This window comes from Sulfoacidibacillus ferrooxidans (assembly GCF_022606465.1).
GTDB classification, from domain to species: domain Bacteria; phylum Bacillota; class Bacilli; order Alicyclobacillales; family SLC66; genus Sulfoacidibacillus; species Sulfoacidibacillus ferrooxidans.
This window is the reverse complement of the sequence record NZ_JALBUF010000015.1, coordinates 13,365-29,732: the sequence shown is the minus strand read 5'-3', so window position 1 is coordinate 29,732 and position 16,368 is coordinate 13,365. Positions and strand designations below refer to the sequence as shown.

Annotated in this window: 13 protein-coding genes and 1 pseudogene; 7 read left to right on the top strand and 7 right to left on the bottom strand. The window is 45.9% G+C overall.

Annotated features, from left to right (window positions below; all coding sequences use genetic code 11):
- Window positions 1-363 precede the first annotated feature (363 nt).
- The 4 genes from MM817_RS13935 to MM817_RS17290 all read right to left on the bottom strand — a co-directional run bounded on the left by MM817_RS13935 (window position 364) and on the right by MM817_RS17290 (window position 5,078).
- Complete coding sequence (locus MM817_RS13935; protein WP_241716242.1) at window positions 364-1,452, bottom strand: HD-GYP domain-containing protein; 1,089 nt, start codon at window positions 1,450-1,452, stop codon at window positions 364-366.
- A gap of 287 nt (window positions 1,453-1,739) precedes the next feature.
- Entirely contained in the window at window positions 1,740-2,345 is a 606-nt protein-coding gene (locus tag MM817_RS13930; RefSeq protein WP_241716240.1) for a hypothetical protein, read from the bottom strand.
- 125 nt (window positions 2,346-2,470) lie between these two features.
- Window positions 2,471-4,159 (bottom strand): FAD-dependent oxidoreductase, encoded by a 1,689-nt coding sequence (locus MM817_RS13925; protein WP_241716238.1) that lies wholly within the window; start codon window positions 4,157-4,159, stop codon window positions 2,471-2,473.
- A gap of 265 nt (window positions 4,160-4,424) precedes the next feature.
- Window positions 4,425-5,078 carry a response regulator gene (locus tag MM817_RS17290; protein ID WP_241716236.1) on the bottom strand — a complete coding sequence of 218 codons (654 nt, stop codon included), beginning with the start codon at window positions 5,076-5,078 and terminating at the stop codon, window positions 4,425-4,427.
- Between the two features lie 647 nt (window positions 5,079-5,725).
- On the opposite strand from MM817_RS17290, the gene MM817_RS13915 reads away from it, so the two are divergent.
- The 4 genes from MM817_RS13915 (at window position 5,726) to MM817_RS13900 (ending at window position 8,563) form a co-directional block, all read left to right on the top strand.
- The gene (locus tag MM817_RS13915; RefSeq protein ID WP_241716234.1) at window positions 5,726-6,346 is read left to right on the top strand and encodes a cytochrome b N-terminal domain-containing protein; all 621 of its coding nucleotides are present in this window, start codon (window positions 5,726-5,728) and stop codon (window positions 6,344-6,346) included.
- Window positions 6,343-7,479 carry a hypothetical protein gene (locus MM817_RS13910; RefSeq protein ID WP_241716232.1) on the top strand — a complete coding sequence of 379 codons (1,137 nt, stop codon included), beginning with the start codon at window positions 6,343-6,345 and terminating at the stop codon, window positions 7,477-7,479. Before MM817_RS13915 ends, MM817_RS13910 begins: the two co-directional genes overlap by 4 nt.
- Before the next feature lie 83 nt (window positions 7,480-7,562).
- Window positions 7,563-7,775: a hypothetical protein gene (locus MM817_RS13905; protein ID WP_241716230.1), complete on the top strand. Its 213-nt coding sequence runs from the start codon at window positions 7,563-7,565 to the stop codon at window positions 7,773-7,775.
- Between the two features lie 116 nt (window positions 7,776-7,891).
- On the top strand, window positions 7,892-8,563 hold the full coding sequence (locus MM817_RS13900) for a VIT1/CCC1 transporter family protein (protein WP_272880003.1): 672 nt from the start codon (window positions 7,892-7,894) through the stop codon (window positions 8,561-8,563).
- Between the two features lie 130 nt (window positions 8,564-8,693).
- Here the strand turns inward: MM817_RS13900 and hemG are convergent, their stop codons facing one another.
- Together hemG and MM817_RS13890 are read right to left on the bottom strand one after the other, a co-directional pair.
- Window positions 8,694-10,115 carry a protoporphyrinogen oxidase gene (hemG, locus tag MM817_RS13895; protein WP_241716226.1) on the bottom strand — a complete coding sequence of 474 codons (1,422 nt, stop codon included), beginning with the start codon at window positions 10,113-10,115 and terminating at the stop codon, window positions 8,694-8,696.
- A gap of 25 nt (window positions 10,116-10,140) precedes the next feature.
- The gene (locus MM817_RS13890; protein ID WP_241716224.1) at window positions 10,141-11,292 is read right to left on the bottom strand and encodes a TIGR04053 family radical SAM/SPASM domain-containing protein; all 1,152 of its coding nucleotides are present in this window, start codon (window positions 11,290-11,292) and stop codon (window positions 10,141-10,143) included.
- A gap of 602 nt (window positions 11,293-11,894) precedes the next feature.
- On the opposite strand from MM817_RS13890, the gene MM817_RS17480 reads away from it, so the two are divergent.
- The 3 genes and pseudogenes from MM817_RS17480 (at window position 11,895) to MM817_RS13880 (ending at window position 14,964) form a co-directional block, all read left to right on the top strand.
- Window positions 11,895-12,794: a DUF4338 domain-containing protein gene (locus tag MM817_RS17480; protein ID WP_419723407.1), complete on the top strand. Its 900-nt coding sequence runs from the start codon at window positions 11,895-11,897 to the stop codon at window positions 12,792-12,794.
- Window positions 12,794-14,155 carry an IS4 family transposase gene (locus MM817_RS13885; RefSeq protein WP_241716223.1) on the top strand — a complete coding sequence of 454 codons (1,362 nt, stop codon included), beginning with the start codon at window positions 12,794-12,796 and terminating at the stop codon, window positions 14,153-14,155. Before MM817_RS17480 ends, MM817_RS13885 begins: the two co-directional genes overlap by 1 nt.
- A pseudogene (locus MM817_RS13880) lies at window positions 14,155-14,964 on the top strand (hypothetical protein). The gene MM817_RS13885 and the pseudogene MM817_RS13880 overlap by 1 nt, the downstream one beginning before the upstream one ends.
- Here MM817_RS13880 and MM817_RS13875 read toward each other — a convergent pair.
- On the bottom strand, window positions 14,899-16,158 hold the full coding sequence (locus tag MM817_RS13875; protein WP_241716221.1) for a hypothetical protein: 1,260 nt from the start codon (window positions 16,156-16,158) through the stop codon (window positions 14,899-14,901). The pseudogene MM817_RS13880 and the gene MM817_RS13875 sit on opposite strands and share 66 nt — an antisense overlap.
- Window positions 16,159-16,368 lie beyond the last annotated feature (210 nt).

Genomic DNA, 16,368 nt, shown 5'->3' with positions numbered 1-16,368 from the left:
ATAACGTCTGCGAGAACGTGTAGTGATCGTATTGCATCAAGGTCCAGATCATTCGTAAGTATTTCGATCATTTCGTTATCCCTTGAGTAGACAGTGATTAAGTACAGCTTTGATGTCATTTCTTTGGATCAGAGGTTCTGGACTAACGTGACGATCTTCTTTCACTTCGCTAATCCGTGCATTGGAAATGACTGGATAGACCAACAGAACTCCCTTGCGTTATAGTGATCAAATGCTGGAGAGTTAACATAGCCCTGAACAAAAAAAATGTAGCGTGTCTTCATTGACTCCTATTATTTACCTATTAGCATATTCTGAACGTGGTGTGTATTTGCTCCTCAGTAGATATCGAATTATGTTCACTTATTCTTGATCACTACATAGAGGGAAAAAATAGTTCCAGCGATCTATTACCAAATCAACAAGGGTTGGATCAAATTGAGTCCCTCTATGTGTACAAATGAAATGTCTAATTTCCTCTGACGACATTCTTTTGCGATAGAGCTTTTCTGTATCTAACGCATCCATCACATCTGCAAGACTAACAATTCGTGCACAGAGCGGAATTTGAATCCCTTGCAATCCATGAGGATATCCTGCACCATTCCACCATTCATGGTGGAATTCCGCCTCTTCCATTGCGTAACGCATGAATTTTTCAATAGAATATGGGGAAGAAGCTATAATCGGCATGATTTGACTAAGTATATATCGGCCTGCTCTTGCATGGGTTTGCATGGCACTACGTTCATCGGGGGTCAAAATATCTGCTTTAGTTAGAATGTCCTTTGAAATGATGATTTTCCCAATATCATGAGCAATCGCCGCTTCTGATAGCCAGGTAATATCCTGATCTGCTAAATCGTACTCCTCCTTAGCTATTTGTGCGATTTTTCTTGAATATAGCTTCACATGATCCACATGCGGATCGATCATTGGATCATTCCATTCAGCCATTTGAATCATCACTTGTAAAAAATGTGTAGTCACGTAGTGAACGATCTCTTCACGTACTTTTTCTTCTTTTATATCATAGTTTTTTTGGTAGACTTCATACATAATGACTTCGCGCAGTTGCATTCGTTTTAGAAATAGGGGAAAGAAAATATCTCGATCTTCGAGGGTCATCCTAATAAACACTTCTTGAATGATAAAATGAAAGGTTTTTGCAACCCATTGGATGGGAATACCCAAGTCCACATGGATTTTTCCTATATGTTTCATCGTTTGTTTTTCATAAGCTAATGTCGCGTCGCAAAGTGATAAAAAAAATCCCCTCATCCCAAACTCTAAGTGGTCTCGTCGTGGTCGAATCATATCATGTAAAGAAGGCTCGTTCTCTAACATATTGTAAAGACGTGTTACCACATCGGGAGCATGTTTTTCGAAGAAAAAGAAATTGGCAGATAATTGTAGTGCGTCTTCATTGGAAAATACATGATCAATATCCATATATCAATCTCCTCCAGAGCTAGAAACACCATCATGATCCGTAGTTTACAATGAGTATACAAACGATATAGTGCTTTTACGTATACCCACATTGACATCTCTAGGTGTTCATTCGCACTCTATACCTTGTCAAACTTATTTTTGTGATACCGTTCTCATAGGCAGATGATCTTCATACGAACTATACACGTGTATTTTTTCATGTTAAAACGTTGTACATTCTTGTCATGACAGACGGTTTAGCTTATCCTACCTTCACTCGTTTTGTCATTGGATCGTTCCATAGACTACTTTGCAAGATGTTCTGCATTCACTTCTTCTTCAGATAAATCGTTAAAAAGTGCTTCTAAGCGCAATAATTCAGTCTCTACAATTTGTAAATTGCGTTGTTCAGCATCACGATCCATTGTATTGGTGAAAATGAGCAATCTCATACCCAGTAGAGAATTACGCACTTCATTTACTAATGCCCAGGGCACTATTTGTGCGCGTATGGTTCTTTGAGCGGGTATTTTATTTTGTTCACGCGTATGTTGCGTAGCAAGTTGATGACTATGCCCTAGCCATGCAATGACTGAGCACCCCAAAAATTGCAAAATAATAGGCGCCCAATGTTCATGGTGACCACCATTTTCCATGATCGATAACGCAGTAATCAGAATACCTCCAAAAACTGCAGGGACAAATCCAATGCTGTAACCAACAGCTCCAGCTAAAAGCACTTCTATACTTGAAAATACATTATGTTCGATAAATGAAAATAGTAAAAAGACAACACCAAGTAATGCAGCCATCAAGGTTACGCGCAAACGTAAATAATTGAGTACGTTTTCATCAAACTGAGAAATCAATTTCATGCTATGAGTAACCAGACGTTTGATATTTCTCCACATGGTAACCCCTTCTATTCTGCAGAATCGTTATTTTTCAATCATTGAAGGTTGGGTCAACAAAAGAGAACATAGCTCATTAACCTTTGTGACCCACCAACATGCCACGTCAGTTTCAACATCTCTTCTTATCTTACTGAGATCGCTACCCGGTTTACTTTTGCCTGTTCGAGGTATTTGGCCACGACATAGCCACCACTCATGTTTTGTACTTGTGTAAAGCCATGTCCTTTAAGGATTTGATGGGCAAAATAGCTCCGCTGACCGGATCGACAATAAAGGATCGTTGGCTTTTGAGGATCTAATTCGGCGATTCGTGTGCGCAACTCATCGAGTGGAATATTGATCGCATGGGGCAACATCCCTTTGGCCGTTTCATCCGGTCTTCTGACGTCCACAATTTGAAACTGCAAAGGATCCATTGGCCATTCGTTGAGTAGTTCTACTGTCCCATCATATACATGTTCTGCTGCCATACCAGCCATAATCACCGGATCTTTCGCCGACGAAAAAGGTGGAGCATAGGCGAGATCGAGATCTGCAAGATCCTCTACCGTCATACGACCAAAAATAGCCGTTGCCAACACGTCCACACGCTTATCGACGCCTTCACGTCCCACCACTTCCCCGCCGATTAAGCGACCTGTGCTCTGCTCGACAATCAACTTGATCGTTATATCGTGCGCACCCGGGTAATAGGAAGCATGATGCCCTGCCGTATTGTAAGAGACGAAGTAGGGAATACCTGCTGCCTTAGCCGCTCGCTCCGTCATTCCTGTCATACCTATATTGACTGCACCTACTCGTACAATCGACGTTCCAAGGGCTCCTCTAAACTTCACGTGCATCCCACAAACATTCATTCCGATAATGCGGGCTTGTTTATTCGCAGATCCAGCTAACGCAATCCAATGCATCTTTCCATCGATCATATACTTGACTTCAGCCATATCCCCGCCAGCATAGATATCGGGATCACTTGTTTGCATCATATCGTTGACTTTCAGCGCTCCTGTCACACCCAACGCTAAGCCCGCGTCTTTTGCCAATTGAACATCCGGACGTACTCCAAGTCCCAAAATAAATACATCTGCCTGCACTTCTTTCCCACTTTCAAGAATCACCGATCGTGCACGGTCATCGCCTGTAAATGACGAAACCCCATCCCCTAACACAGTCGTAATCCCCATGCGTTTCAACTCATCCACCACGCGACTCGTCATCTCTTCATCAAAGGGCGGAAGAACCTGTGTTGCTTTTTCAATTAATGTTACGCGCAACCCTAGTGCACGAAGATTTTCGGCCATTTCAAGTCCAATAAATCCTGCTCCAATCATGACCACTCGTTTTGCCTGATACAGTGATATAAATTGTTTAATCGCGTCTACATCAGGGACATTGCGCACAGAGAAGATACCTGGCAAGTGCAATCCTGGAAAGGGAGGAATCAATGGCTTTGCGCCAAGTGCTAACACGAGCTTGTGATAAGTCTCTTCATAGATGTCTCCAGTGACGATATTGCGTATTGAAACTACTTTTCGTGTTCGATCAATAGCGATCACTTCTTGACGCGTACGCACGTCAATTTCAAAACGTGCTTTTAACGACTCTGGCGTATGCAAAAGCAAGTCATTGCGATCTGGAATGACGCCACCTAAGTAATAAGGTAAACCACAATTAGCAAATGATACATGAGGTCCTTTTTCGATGATCACAATCTCAGCTGTTTCATCCATTCTCCGTACCTTGGCAGCAGCACCGGCACCAAGTGCAACCCCGCCAATAATGACAACCTTTAGTTTGTTCACCTCTTGCATAGTCAATCGCCTCCTACAACCATCTTAAAAGCACATCTCCGTTCACATAAGCCCCAAACAGACTATCCGCATATAGCGCAAAGAGACTACATGCGAGTGATCTAATATGCTACATGTCATCTACAAGCAAATTCCTTCCGCCTTGCTGTTTTGATGTAGACGTAGCTGTACAATCTAAGATTCATAAGGGAAAAGTATGGTGGATGTCTCTCATAGCTGACCTCTCCGTGATGACAATGATTATGAATCGAATCATTGCATTTATTTATAGTTTTTTTATGAATCCTTCTCGCACTGCATAGGTAGCAGCCGCTACGCGATTGATAACATGCAATTTATCCAAAATACGTCGCACGTGATTGCGTACTGTATTTTCACTAATAAAGAGACGTTTGGCAATATCCTTATTGGTGGCGCCTGTTCCAATCTCCCTGAGGATATCGATTTCTCGTAAGGTTAGTGGTTGTTGTGCATTCTCTATCTCTTCATAGGTAGACGGATTAGACAGGCCAGAGAGAATCGTAGGGGCTAGATGATCCGGAACAACGGTTTCGCCCTTTGACACGTTATGCACAGCTTCGACTAACTCATCGGGATCGACCGTCTTAATGAGATATCCTTGTGCGCCATGTTTCATTGCATCAAATAAGGATTTTTCTTCCTCGTTGACCGTTAAAATGAGAATGTGTACGGGGACTTGTAACTTACGAATGCGTCGTATCGCTTCGAACCCATTCATTTGGGGCATAGATAAATCGATGATTAATACATCTGGGCGAAGCGATTCAACAAGGTGTACAGCTTCAAATCCATTCTCGCCTTCTCCCACCACCTCAACGTCTGGGGAGTTTTGCAGGATGCCGATAACACCGTTTCGAAACAGCTGGTGATCATCTACCACAACCACTCTAATGCCCACATAGCATTCCTCCTACTGTATCTACCCAATACATACTCTCTTTTTTCTAGTATTCCATAAGAACCTCTGGGGTAACACAGCCATTCAAACTATACTTGTAGTCCTTATAGACTAAAAGGTAACAGCATCGTTTTTCATTCTCAGAAAAACAAGGAACTGCCCAGCCATATGACTCGATAGCAATACTCATGGTCAGTGCTACATGAGAGCATAAAGTCTATCTTTGACTTCATCTTAAGCTTATCTTCTATTGAACTATGGGTGCATGATCAACAAGTTTTCTCGATTCCCATGAGAGGACTATAGGTATTTTCAAGGGGTGCCATCTTACAATTTTATGATCAATTTCTACTTATTTTTGTTCACCATCCGATAAAAAATGAACGTAGACTACGGACTGTAGTTCAAAACGACTATGCCTAGCATCCTAGTATTCTATCCATATGAACCAGAGAAAGTAGTCGTTTTGGTTCTTACGATAACATCGCCCATCCATTACCATGAAGATATCGAAAGCGAAGGGAGTGGCACGCGATGGTAAACTTCTCAAATGCGTGGCCCAATTATTATGTCGGCTATCTATGGCTCATTGTTTTCATGATGTTTGTTGCAGCCAAATATCCTCACCATGATCGAGGCGATAAAAAATGAACTGGACCAAAAGCATGCGCACCACAGTGACAGAAAAGTTGACGTGGGATAATCTCTTACCTTCAGAACAACCCATTTACGTCTCATCGCTCGTCTATAGTTTTGGTGTTTTTACATTAAGCAGTCTGGTCTTCACGATTATGTCAGGTGTCATCATGGCGGCATACGGCCCCACTTGGTATCAATATTCTGCTGCGGGGGCGTTCTTTCGTTCGGTGCACTTTTGGAGTGTTCAGGCCTTTTTCTTCTTTATGACGATGCATCTGGTAGGTCAGTTTTTTATGGGATCGTGGCGTGAAGGTCGCGCCATGACATGGGTACTTGGGGCACTCTCCTTTGGTGTTTCCGTGATCACCGCCTTCACCGGATACCTATCCCGCGGTGACTTCTTTTCGCAGTGGAATCAGGTACAAAGTAAGGATGCCTTCAATGGCGCTGGACTCGATGGGTTTTTGAACATCTTAAATAACGGGCAAGTCTACGGTCTCCACATCGCCGTGTTACCACTGATCTTAATCGTTCTGGTCGGTTGGCATATGGTTGCCGTTCGAGCCAAAGGCGTTGTTCCACCCTATCAAGCAGCACATGTTCAAAAGAAAGAAGGGGAAAAAAGATGACTCGAAAAGCGCACTTTGAACGCAATACTTTGCGCTTTCCCCAAAAAGACTTCGATATGGTGAAAGAAGGCATTGTTAGTCTTGGCATCGTAGGCGTCGCAGTTGTGATCGTGGCAGCTATTTTCGGTGCACCGTATCGCCCTGCCATTACCAACCAAGAGATCGCTAATCAAAAACCGATACTCGTGATGCAAACAGCCATGGGTGACCTTGATGGTCAAGGAGAAATGGCCGCCTATGGTCCACCATACAATAACGGTTGGCACGGTGTCGCACAAAACATTCAATCCATTGGTCCCTTTTCACCGCAAACATGGTGGGGTACTCCCTACCATCTCTACACGCCAAATGCGGATGTCATCACACCCTTAACCATGCTTGCAACGGCATCCAATAACTCGGCGTTGCAAGCTGCCATACAAACCTACAACGCAGCTTCCTACACGCAGCAGCAAGCATGGGATAACAACTTTACTAACGCATTAAATAAAGCCACTGTGCAAAACGGGCAAGTCGTTGTCCCAAGTGGTCAATACGGCCCGGTGCAACTCATGATGAACGATGAATTGGCTCTCGCGAAGTCTGGATTATTATCTGGTGCACTCGATCGGGAGACCAACAATGGAGTTTACCGTTGGAACATCCAAAATGATCTCTTATTTTTACAAGGTCCAGCACTTCATCAATATGCTAAAACCATCGACATGAAAGGTGGGCAATGGGGCATCAACCACGATGAACAAGCGTATCCTGGCCCCTGGTGGTTGACTCCATACACTTTCTTGTATCAAGTACCGCCAGGTTCCACGTCGCCATCCGGCGATGAAATCGTCGCGTACACCATTGCTGTTTTATTTGGACTACTCATTTTGCTGCCGTTTATTCCCGGTCTCAATAAGTTGCCACGCGTACTTCCTGTGCACCGTGCTATCTGGCGAGATTGGTACAAACGGTTAGAGACAACCAACGCCTGTGCATCCTGTCCACTAGCTACATCGTGCAATAAAGAGTTTCATGGTCCTATGACCGCTGCAGCAGACCATAAGATACCAGCATGCTATGATCAGACAACATCAGGAGCGGAAGGTTCGCGTTTCGTATCACAAGACTCTGGTATCCAACCGCATGCATAATCAAACGAATGAGTAGTTGCCATTGTAAATGAACCTATAGGTGGTGTAAAACATACACCACCTATACAGAGGAGACGACGAAGATGAGTAAGGGACTCAAGTTATGGGTGATTTGGATATTAGCATTACTTGCAGGGGTGTATGGAACGGCTGTTGTATACCAAGCGATCACGACCACAGCGAAAATAGATTATGTATACGGGATTCCTATTCTCCTCTTTGGCATCTGGGTGACAGGAAACATCTGGGCTTCGGCACGTCAAGCTTACCGCCGGCAACGCGCGCATCAATCCTAACATTGACCTTATGAGGAGTTGAGTACAATGACCACTCGATGTCACCTATCCATTGATGTATATGGAAATCCTATCGTCTATCGAACCCAATCCATGAACATCGTACCCATACTCTAATGCATATAAAAACATGGCTGGGTGACGCAATTTACGGCGTAAATGACGGTTTAGCTGCCATATTTGGCATTATAGCGGGTGTGTCAGGATTTACGAATAGCCATCGGATGATTCTTGTATCCGGTTTATTTGGAGCCATCGCAAGCACTCTGTCTATGGGAGCTGGCGCATGGCTTGCTGCACGCTCTGAAAATGAAGTAAAGGAACGAGATATAGTGGATCATCAGCGCCACTTTACTACTCATGTAGAAGAGTACATCAGCGAATTGGTCCATGACTACGAGCAAGATGGATTTACTCATGCAGAGTCTCTTTGGATTGTAGAGCGTCTTTCAAAAGATCCAGAACGGTTCTTACACCGAGTTCTTACTGATCATACTGGATGGATGGAGTTGCACTCAAAAAATCCATGGCACGCCATGCTTTTTGCCGGAATATCCACACTCATTGGCGCCTTTATACCGCTTGTCCCACTGTTTTTCTTTACGAACTCATGGGGATTTATGCTAGCTGCTATAGTGAGCATCATCGCGCACTATGTAGTAGGTGCAGTCAAATCATGGGTCACTCTACGCCCTTGGTGGCAAAGTGGTTTAGAAATGATGATGGTAGGTATCCTTGTGGGCGTAATTTCCTATGGCCTTGGATCCATGAGTGCATGGTTCATTTAAGTCACTAATCACTCGTGGATCACAGAAACTCTTCCCCCCGGATACAACTACGTCATCTCGGGGGGAGAAGAGTTTCATTTGAATCCTACTATACGTAACGATGAAAGTTAGCTACGGTAAAGGATATGCGTTATTCATGCAAATAGTTTTTTACATGCTGACTGACCCGTGTTGCATCTTGGATACAGTCAGGAATTCCCATACCCCGATATGCAGCTCCAGCCAAAAAGATACCCGGCAACTTTGCGATTTCCTGATCAATTTGCTCCAGTCGTTGTAAATGACCAACATCATATTGAGGCATAGAGGATTCCCAACGTTTTATGTGAACAAACTCAGGTTCATCTTTCAACCCTGTCGTTTTTTCCAAATCCTCTTTCACTTTTCGAATCAGCTTTTCATCATCCCATGTAACTGCCTCCTCATCTCCATCACGTCCCACATAACAGCGAATTAATAAAGTTCCTTTTTTTGACGCATGCACCCATTTATTTGATACAACCGTGCAGGCAGTGATGCTCATCCCTTCATGACGTGGCACTAAAAATCCAGATCCCACAAGCGAAAATGCATAAGAAGGACGCGTATATCCGAATGAAACAGTGGCCGTTGAGGCATAACGAATGGTCTTTAACTTTCTCACATCTATCTCTAATCCACCCAAAAGTACAGCTGAGTCAAAGGCTGGTGTAGCCAGAATGATTGCATCCGCAGGCACCAGCGACTCTCGACCCTCTTCAACGATGTGAATATAGTATTTACCATCCGATGTCAGCTGAATATCTAAGGCTTGAGTATTTACTTTCACATCGGTATACTCTGTAATCTGTGATACTACGTGATCCACTAATTGTTCGAGGCCATGTTCAAGTGTAATAAACATCGGCCCTGATAAGCGCGATACCGATGATACACGTTTTCTTTGCCGAACTGCACCAAGTAATAACCGAGCATTTTTTTCGTACAATTCACGTAACATCGGCATGGTGGCCTGTAAACTCAAATGATCGATATCTCCTGCGTAAATCCCAGATAAAAGAGGTGCTGCAAGAGTATCCACAATTTCATTGCCCAGTCGTTTTCTTAAAAACTCCCCTACTGATACATCATCTGGATAGGGTACATGCGGAAGCAACACCTCAAGGAGTGCACGAGCCTTACCTTGCAAACTCACTAATTTCGTTTTTGCAAAGGCACTAAGATCTGATGGAACGCCCGTTTGAATGCCTGGTGGCAAAGGATGAAGTTTACCCTGATGCCACACAAGCGTGCCACCTTGTGAACTGACTGGAATCATGGTATCGTGTAAGCCTATTTCTTTCATGAATTCAACACCGGCCGGTTTACGGGTAAAGATCGAGTCTGGTCCTACTTCCAGTGTGTATGCATCCGTTCTCTTTGTTTGAATTTTCCCGCCAAGTCGGCCCTCTTTTTCTACGAGAGTACACGATATAGCACCTTCTGTTTCAGATGCATAGAGTTGATGGAGACGATAGGCGGCCACAAGCCCAGTGATTCCTCCCCCTATAATGACCACATGAGGGTTATTCATAATTGTAGATTCCACCTTTTACGGATTACTTCACATGTAACTGTGTAGGTACATAAGAACAGGCTGGATCCTCCGCTAAAGGATCTCCTGAATCACTAAATGCACGAGAACGAGACCCACCACAAGCATCCACATAATCACACACACCACATTTTCCACTGAAAGTTCCACTGCGAATAGCCTGTAGCGTTGGATGGTTACGATAGATGGTAGATAAGCTTTCTTCACGTATATTTCCAAGTGGAAGTGGTAGAAAACCTGCTGGATAGACGGTTCCATCATAAGATACAAAGATAATGCCTTTTCCATCTCGTGTTCCGCTTGTTTGAGCTTTAGATGCCGTTGTTGAAGCGCCTAATAACATGGTTAATTCGTTCGATAACTTCTGATAGAGAGGACTCAAATGAAAGATCTCAGCGATCTGTTCTGGAAGAGTCATCGTCCTTTGGGGATCATGTAGTTTTCGTTCAGCTACTACCCTGCGAAAAAAAGGTGCCTCTACGGTGCGCACGGTCATACCATAAGTAGACACATCAAACAAAAAGTGAGAGACATCTTCACATTCAATAGGTGAAATTTCTTGTGAATCGATTCCCCGCCCTACGTGGATGAGGAAAAAAACTTCCCAAATGTGCACCCCGTTGGTTTTTAATAAGTGGGCGATTCTAGGTAACTCATGAACATTATCGCGCATCACAGCAGTATTGATCTGAACTTCAAAACCAGCATCAACCAGTCTTTGCATCGCGTCGATCGTATCAGAAAAATGCCCTTCAATTCCACGCACGCCTTCATGAGTCTGAGCCGTAGCTCCGTCTAAACTAAGCGAAATAACCTTTACACCAAGATTTTTCATTTGTACAATGGCTTCATCTGTTAATCGTGGGGTAACGCTCGGTGCTACTCCAACTGGAATGTCTAACGAACGGGCTTTAGCAATGAGAGCGAAGACATCCTCTCTCATCAGAGCATCACCCCCTGTGACAATAAGAACGGGATAAGGCTTACCAAATGAGGTTAAACTTTCAATAAAACGATATCCTTCTTCTGTAGACAGTTCTCCTGGCATAGGTTGTGCTATGGCTTGCGCACGGCAATGTTTGCACGCCAGTAAACACGCTCGTGTCGATTCCCAAAAAACTAGTATGGGTCGTTCATTAACATTGAAAGCTCCCATATCAATCCCACCTAAGACATTAGAATGATGTTGATACAATCATCATGTACCTTTACTTGACTGTAACATGGAGAGCTTCTGATCTCATGACCCATTTGGACCAGTTTGATACCTGTAACACACATATGAATAGATGATCATTATGGTCAGAATACGAGACAGGCAGCATGTTACCAAAAGGTAAAACAGACTAAAATCATGTCTGAATATGAAACAATACATGAATATACCGTGAAGGTGATCAAACCTTTTGACTATTGGATTACATCCACCGATTCAGGCAGGTCCAGCATGGTAATATTCATTTTTAAATTTATCTATTCCGGATATCCTTGTTGTGGCTACTATGTTGGTTATTTTTATCGTAGCGATTGCATTACCGTTTCCGGGAGACAAATCATGAGTAAGAATTGAACGCGCTCTACGCGCGAATGGATCAATCGAACGATTCCGATGGAACACTTACTGCCTGATACGATGCCAAAATATGTGCACTCTTATCAAATGCGCCGTAAAACCCCTTGCTTTAGCTCTTAGCATTACCCATAAGTACCTCCAAAATAATGCTGAACACATGCCCTGAGTTTTTGTAGACTTGCCTCATGAGTACTCAACTTATGCCAGCGGCTTCAGGTCATCGTTACTGTGGGAGAGTCTTCTCCGAATCGGATATTGAGATGATTCGGACGATCACCACATCCCAACAATATCCAACCAGAGCAGCCATTGCTCGTGCTCTGTGCACTGCCCTCACTTGGGTTAAACCTGACGGACTTCCCAAAGTCATGTCCGCCAGAGTGGCTCTATTGCGAATGCAGGAGGATGGACTTCTGTCACTCCCTGCGCCGACACATTCATACACGCCTGTCTGTGGTACGGAATTCACGGCTGCTTCCAACCCTCAACCGGAGGTGCGTTGTGCGATTTCGGAAATGGCGAGTCCCGTACTCCATCGAGTTGTCACCGCGGCAGATTCTAAGCTATGGAACGAAGTCGTGGCGCGTTATCATTATCTGGGGTACAAACCGTTGCCTGGTGCCCAGATCCGATATCTTGTCAGGCACGAAAACATGCTATTAGCTGCCATAGGCTTCGGTGCTGCTGCCTGGAAAACAGCTGCCCGAGACTCCTTTATCGGGTGGACACCTGAGGAACGTACTGCACATCTTCATTTAGTGGTCAACAACGCTCGCTTCCTAATCCTACCTTGGGTTCACGTGCCCAACCTGGCGTCTCGCATCCTTAGCCTAGCCGTTCGGCAAGTGGTGCGCGACTGGCCACAACTGTATGGATACCACCCAGTTCTACTAGAAACCTTTGTAGAACGGCAGCGATTTTCCGGCACCTGCTATAAAGCTGCCAATTGGCTCTACGCGGGTCAGACTACAGGGCGAGGTAAATTGGACCGTCATCATCGCCAGAACGTTCCTGTTAAGGATGTTTATCTGTATCCCTTACACCGCCATTTCCGACAGTCATTGACCACTTCGAGGACACACTGATGCTGTGGGCAGCCAAGGAATGCGGAACAGCTGATTTTGGTGATGCTCGTCTTACTCAGCGACTGGTTTCCTTCGTTGCAGAGCTGACTGAGCATCCGCAAAGTTCCTTACCCGAAGCCCTTGGTCAGTGGAGCGCCACCAAAGCGGCCCATCGGTTCTTCAGCAACGAGAAGGTAACAGGTAAGGCCATATACGATTCCCATAGAGGGGCGACTCTAGATAACATGCAGGATCAGTCTATGATTCTGGCCGTACAAGATACGACCATTGTTACTTTCACCTTGCACCGAAAGGCCGAAGGACTGGGACCTATCGGGCAGACAGGTTTGTCTGGTTTTTTCCTACACAGTTGCCTTGCCGTATCTACCAAGGGGGTCCCGCAAGGAATCTTGGCCCACCGTTTGTGGACTCGCTCTACTGAGGATAAGGGAAAACGGGAACTCCGTAGACAACGTCCTTTGGAAGACAAAGAGAGCGTACGTTGGATCGACGTTACGAAAGAAGTACGAACTGTCGTTCCTGATACTACCAAAGTAATGATGGTCGGAGACAGGGAAAGTGATATCTTTGATCTGTTCCTTCTCGCAGTCAACAACCATGATTTTTTGGTTCGAGCCGCCTGGGATCGCCGACTTCATGATTCGGATGACCATCTCTGGCATGTTGTTGAGAACGCCCCCGTCCTTGGTCAAACAACCATCAAAGTACCACGTAGAGACGAACGCCCTGAACGGGAGGCCATCCTTACCTTACAGGCTGCAACGGTAACCTTAAGGACGCCACATCATCGAAAGAAGGAGAATCTGGCACCCCCCACAGTGAACGCCCTACTCGTGCGAGAACAATCGCCGCAGGATGGCGAACCACCTATCGAGTGGATGCTTTTGACCACGTTACCTATCACTACTTTTGAAGAAGCTCTACCATGTTTAACTTGGTACACCTATCGTTGGCGGATTGAGCGATACCATTACATCCTAAAAAGTGGTTGTCAGATAGAAAAGCTTCAGTTGGAGACGAAAGATCGGCTCATGCGTGCACTCGCAGTATACAGCATTGTGGCCTCACGTTTGCTGCGGCTTACTTATCAGGCTAGGGAAACGCCAGAGGCACCCTGCACGGAAGCGCTCAGAGAAAGCGAATGGCAGGCCCTCTATACAGCGACGCACAAGACAACCGTTCTTCCCGAGCAACCTCCGAATATGCAAACCGCTGTACTGTGGATTGCCAAACTCGGTGGTTTTCTCGGACGCAAAAGCGATGGCAATCCCGGCTTAAAGGTGCTCTGGCGAGGCTTCCGCCGACTCCATGATCTAACTACGATGTGGGAGATCCTTCACCCGCCTAATATTTATGGGTAATGCTAAGCACTGAAGTGCGGGGCTTTACGGCGGATAAATATGGTTTCCACGGCTCTAGCCATCGCTATGTGGTAGAGCGCGTAGCCCAGATCATGGAGACCCCCAAGGAACGGATGCGTCTCATCAGTTGTCACATTGGCAATGGCGTGAGCGTGACATCCATCCGCCGTGGTCAGTCGTACTACACGTCAATGGGCTTTACGCCACTTGCCGGAGTGACGATGGGCACACGAAGCGATACTATCGACACCGGCATCATCCCTTACATTGAACAGATAGAGAACAGCACGACTGCTCAAGTCTTCGACATGCTCAACCACCACAGCGGCTTACTCGGCGTCTCGGGTATCAGCAACGATGTGCGGGTCTTGTTGGATCACGAGCAGAGGGGAAGCAAACGCGCTCATCTGGCGCTCGAATGATATATTTCGAAGCTGCACAATTATATTGGGCTGTCTCTCGCTGGCCTCAACGGAACCGACGGACTCGTATTTACGGCTGGCATTGGTGAAAACAGTCCAGAAATGAGCGAAAGAATTTGCCGAGGCTTTGAGTACGCCGGCATCTATCTAGATGCCAAAGCCAACTATGAAGGGAGTGGCGAACGAGTCATCTCCAGTCCTTACTCACCCATCAAAGTCATGGTGATCCCGACCAATGAAGAACTCATTATGGCGCGCGACCCCTATTGTATTGTCCAAGTAGCACATGGTGCGGATGTGAACGCTACGATCCTTCTCCGGTCAACCGCGAATCAGCCACTGTCCAATAAAGGCGATGAAACCGAGCGTCGCGCAGGTGCCTCCTGATGCTAGCCATGGTAAAGCCCACGTCGCAGTACTTTGCTGACCGATCCCGATCATGCCGATGATCAGCATCACGGCCCCTAGTCCGGAGACGCTGACTTGTCCGAGGGCCCACGGTGCCGGGGCCGGTCGGCGGTTTAATATCAGCGGGAAAAAGGTGTATCCTATGCCATATACGAGCGTGGTTACCCACCCTAAAAAGAGCAAATGCAAAGATGGCAAGGACAAGGGGTCCACGCCAAGTACCTGCAAGACACCAAGGATGAATGCAAACAACCATGCCATCCACCACGCGACTCGGCTCACTACAGGCACTTCTTTAGGCATTCGAGGTAACTCTCTGAGGTAAAGTGCGGCAAGCCAAGTAAACGAGAGACCTATGGCTCGCAGAGCCCAGTGGTGAAGCCATCCTTCCGGATTCGCAAAACCAGCACAGAGCACGCCTACAAACCAGAGCCATTGAATGATAGACACTTGTGTTTTTTGCAAAGGACGCACGCGCTCATAACGCGGTAGCAAATGCAACGAGACAGCGAGTACCGTTCCAGCGAGCCAGCCGTCATACAATAGAATTTGTATGCGTGTAGAAGACAGCCACGGTGTGCCTCCGTAGCGAATGGCCTGAATACATGCGACGACAGCAACGCCTACAAAAAGAACAAGAGCCATACTGGTTCCTCGTTCGGCCACGCGATCGGTCTGACGCCATATGACATCTTGTCGACCCAAACGAAACCCTGCGAACGACGACGGTAGGGAAAGCAATTCAGCAGCACTTGGCGCAAAGGATTCGGCAACACGTCGAGGCTTATGAGCATCGACGACGGCCGACAGAACAGCTGCCATAAATAGAAGAGCTGCTAAAGCCTGCAAGGACCAACCGACGTCCAGTATCCCCGTTAGCGCGGTGCCATTGCCCAACAAAATGGCGATGAGTCCAGCCTCGGCACTCGCGAAGTGTAGCCATGGCAACACGGGCCAAGGAACGCGCAAGGACGCGAATAGCTGCAACACGGCATACGTCATTCCATATATGAGAAAGGTGAGCCAGCCAAAAGGGTTAAGTTCAGCGTGATAGGGCGTAAGCAGATTAGCCCACGCCAGATGATTCGTCATGAGCGCGCCGAGGATCGCACCCGCAAGAAAATGAACCATACCCATTCCGATAAAAACACGGGCCACGGGTTGTATTCTCATTGTGATCCTCCTCTTGTAGTGGTCGATCTTAGTGTAACGCATCGTCGTCTGCGTCTGTTGTGTGCTGAATCACATTTGTGATTTTGAGCACAATGTCAGCGCATCAAATAGCGTATAGTTTGGTTCACTGATCTACCCATATGAATGGACGGTGGTGCTGTCGCACTACCGTCTACACCGTTATTCTGAGAAGTGAGGAACCCGACCATG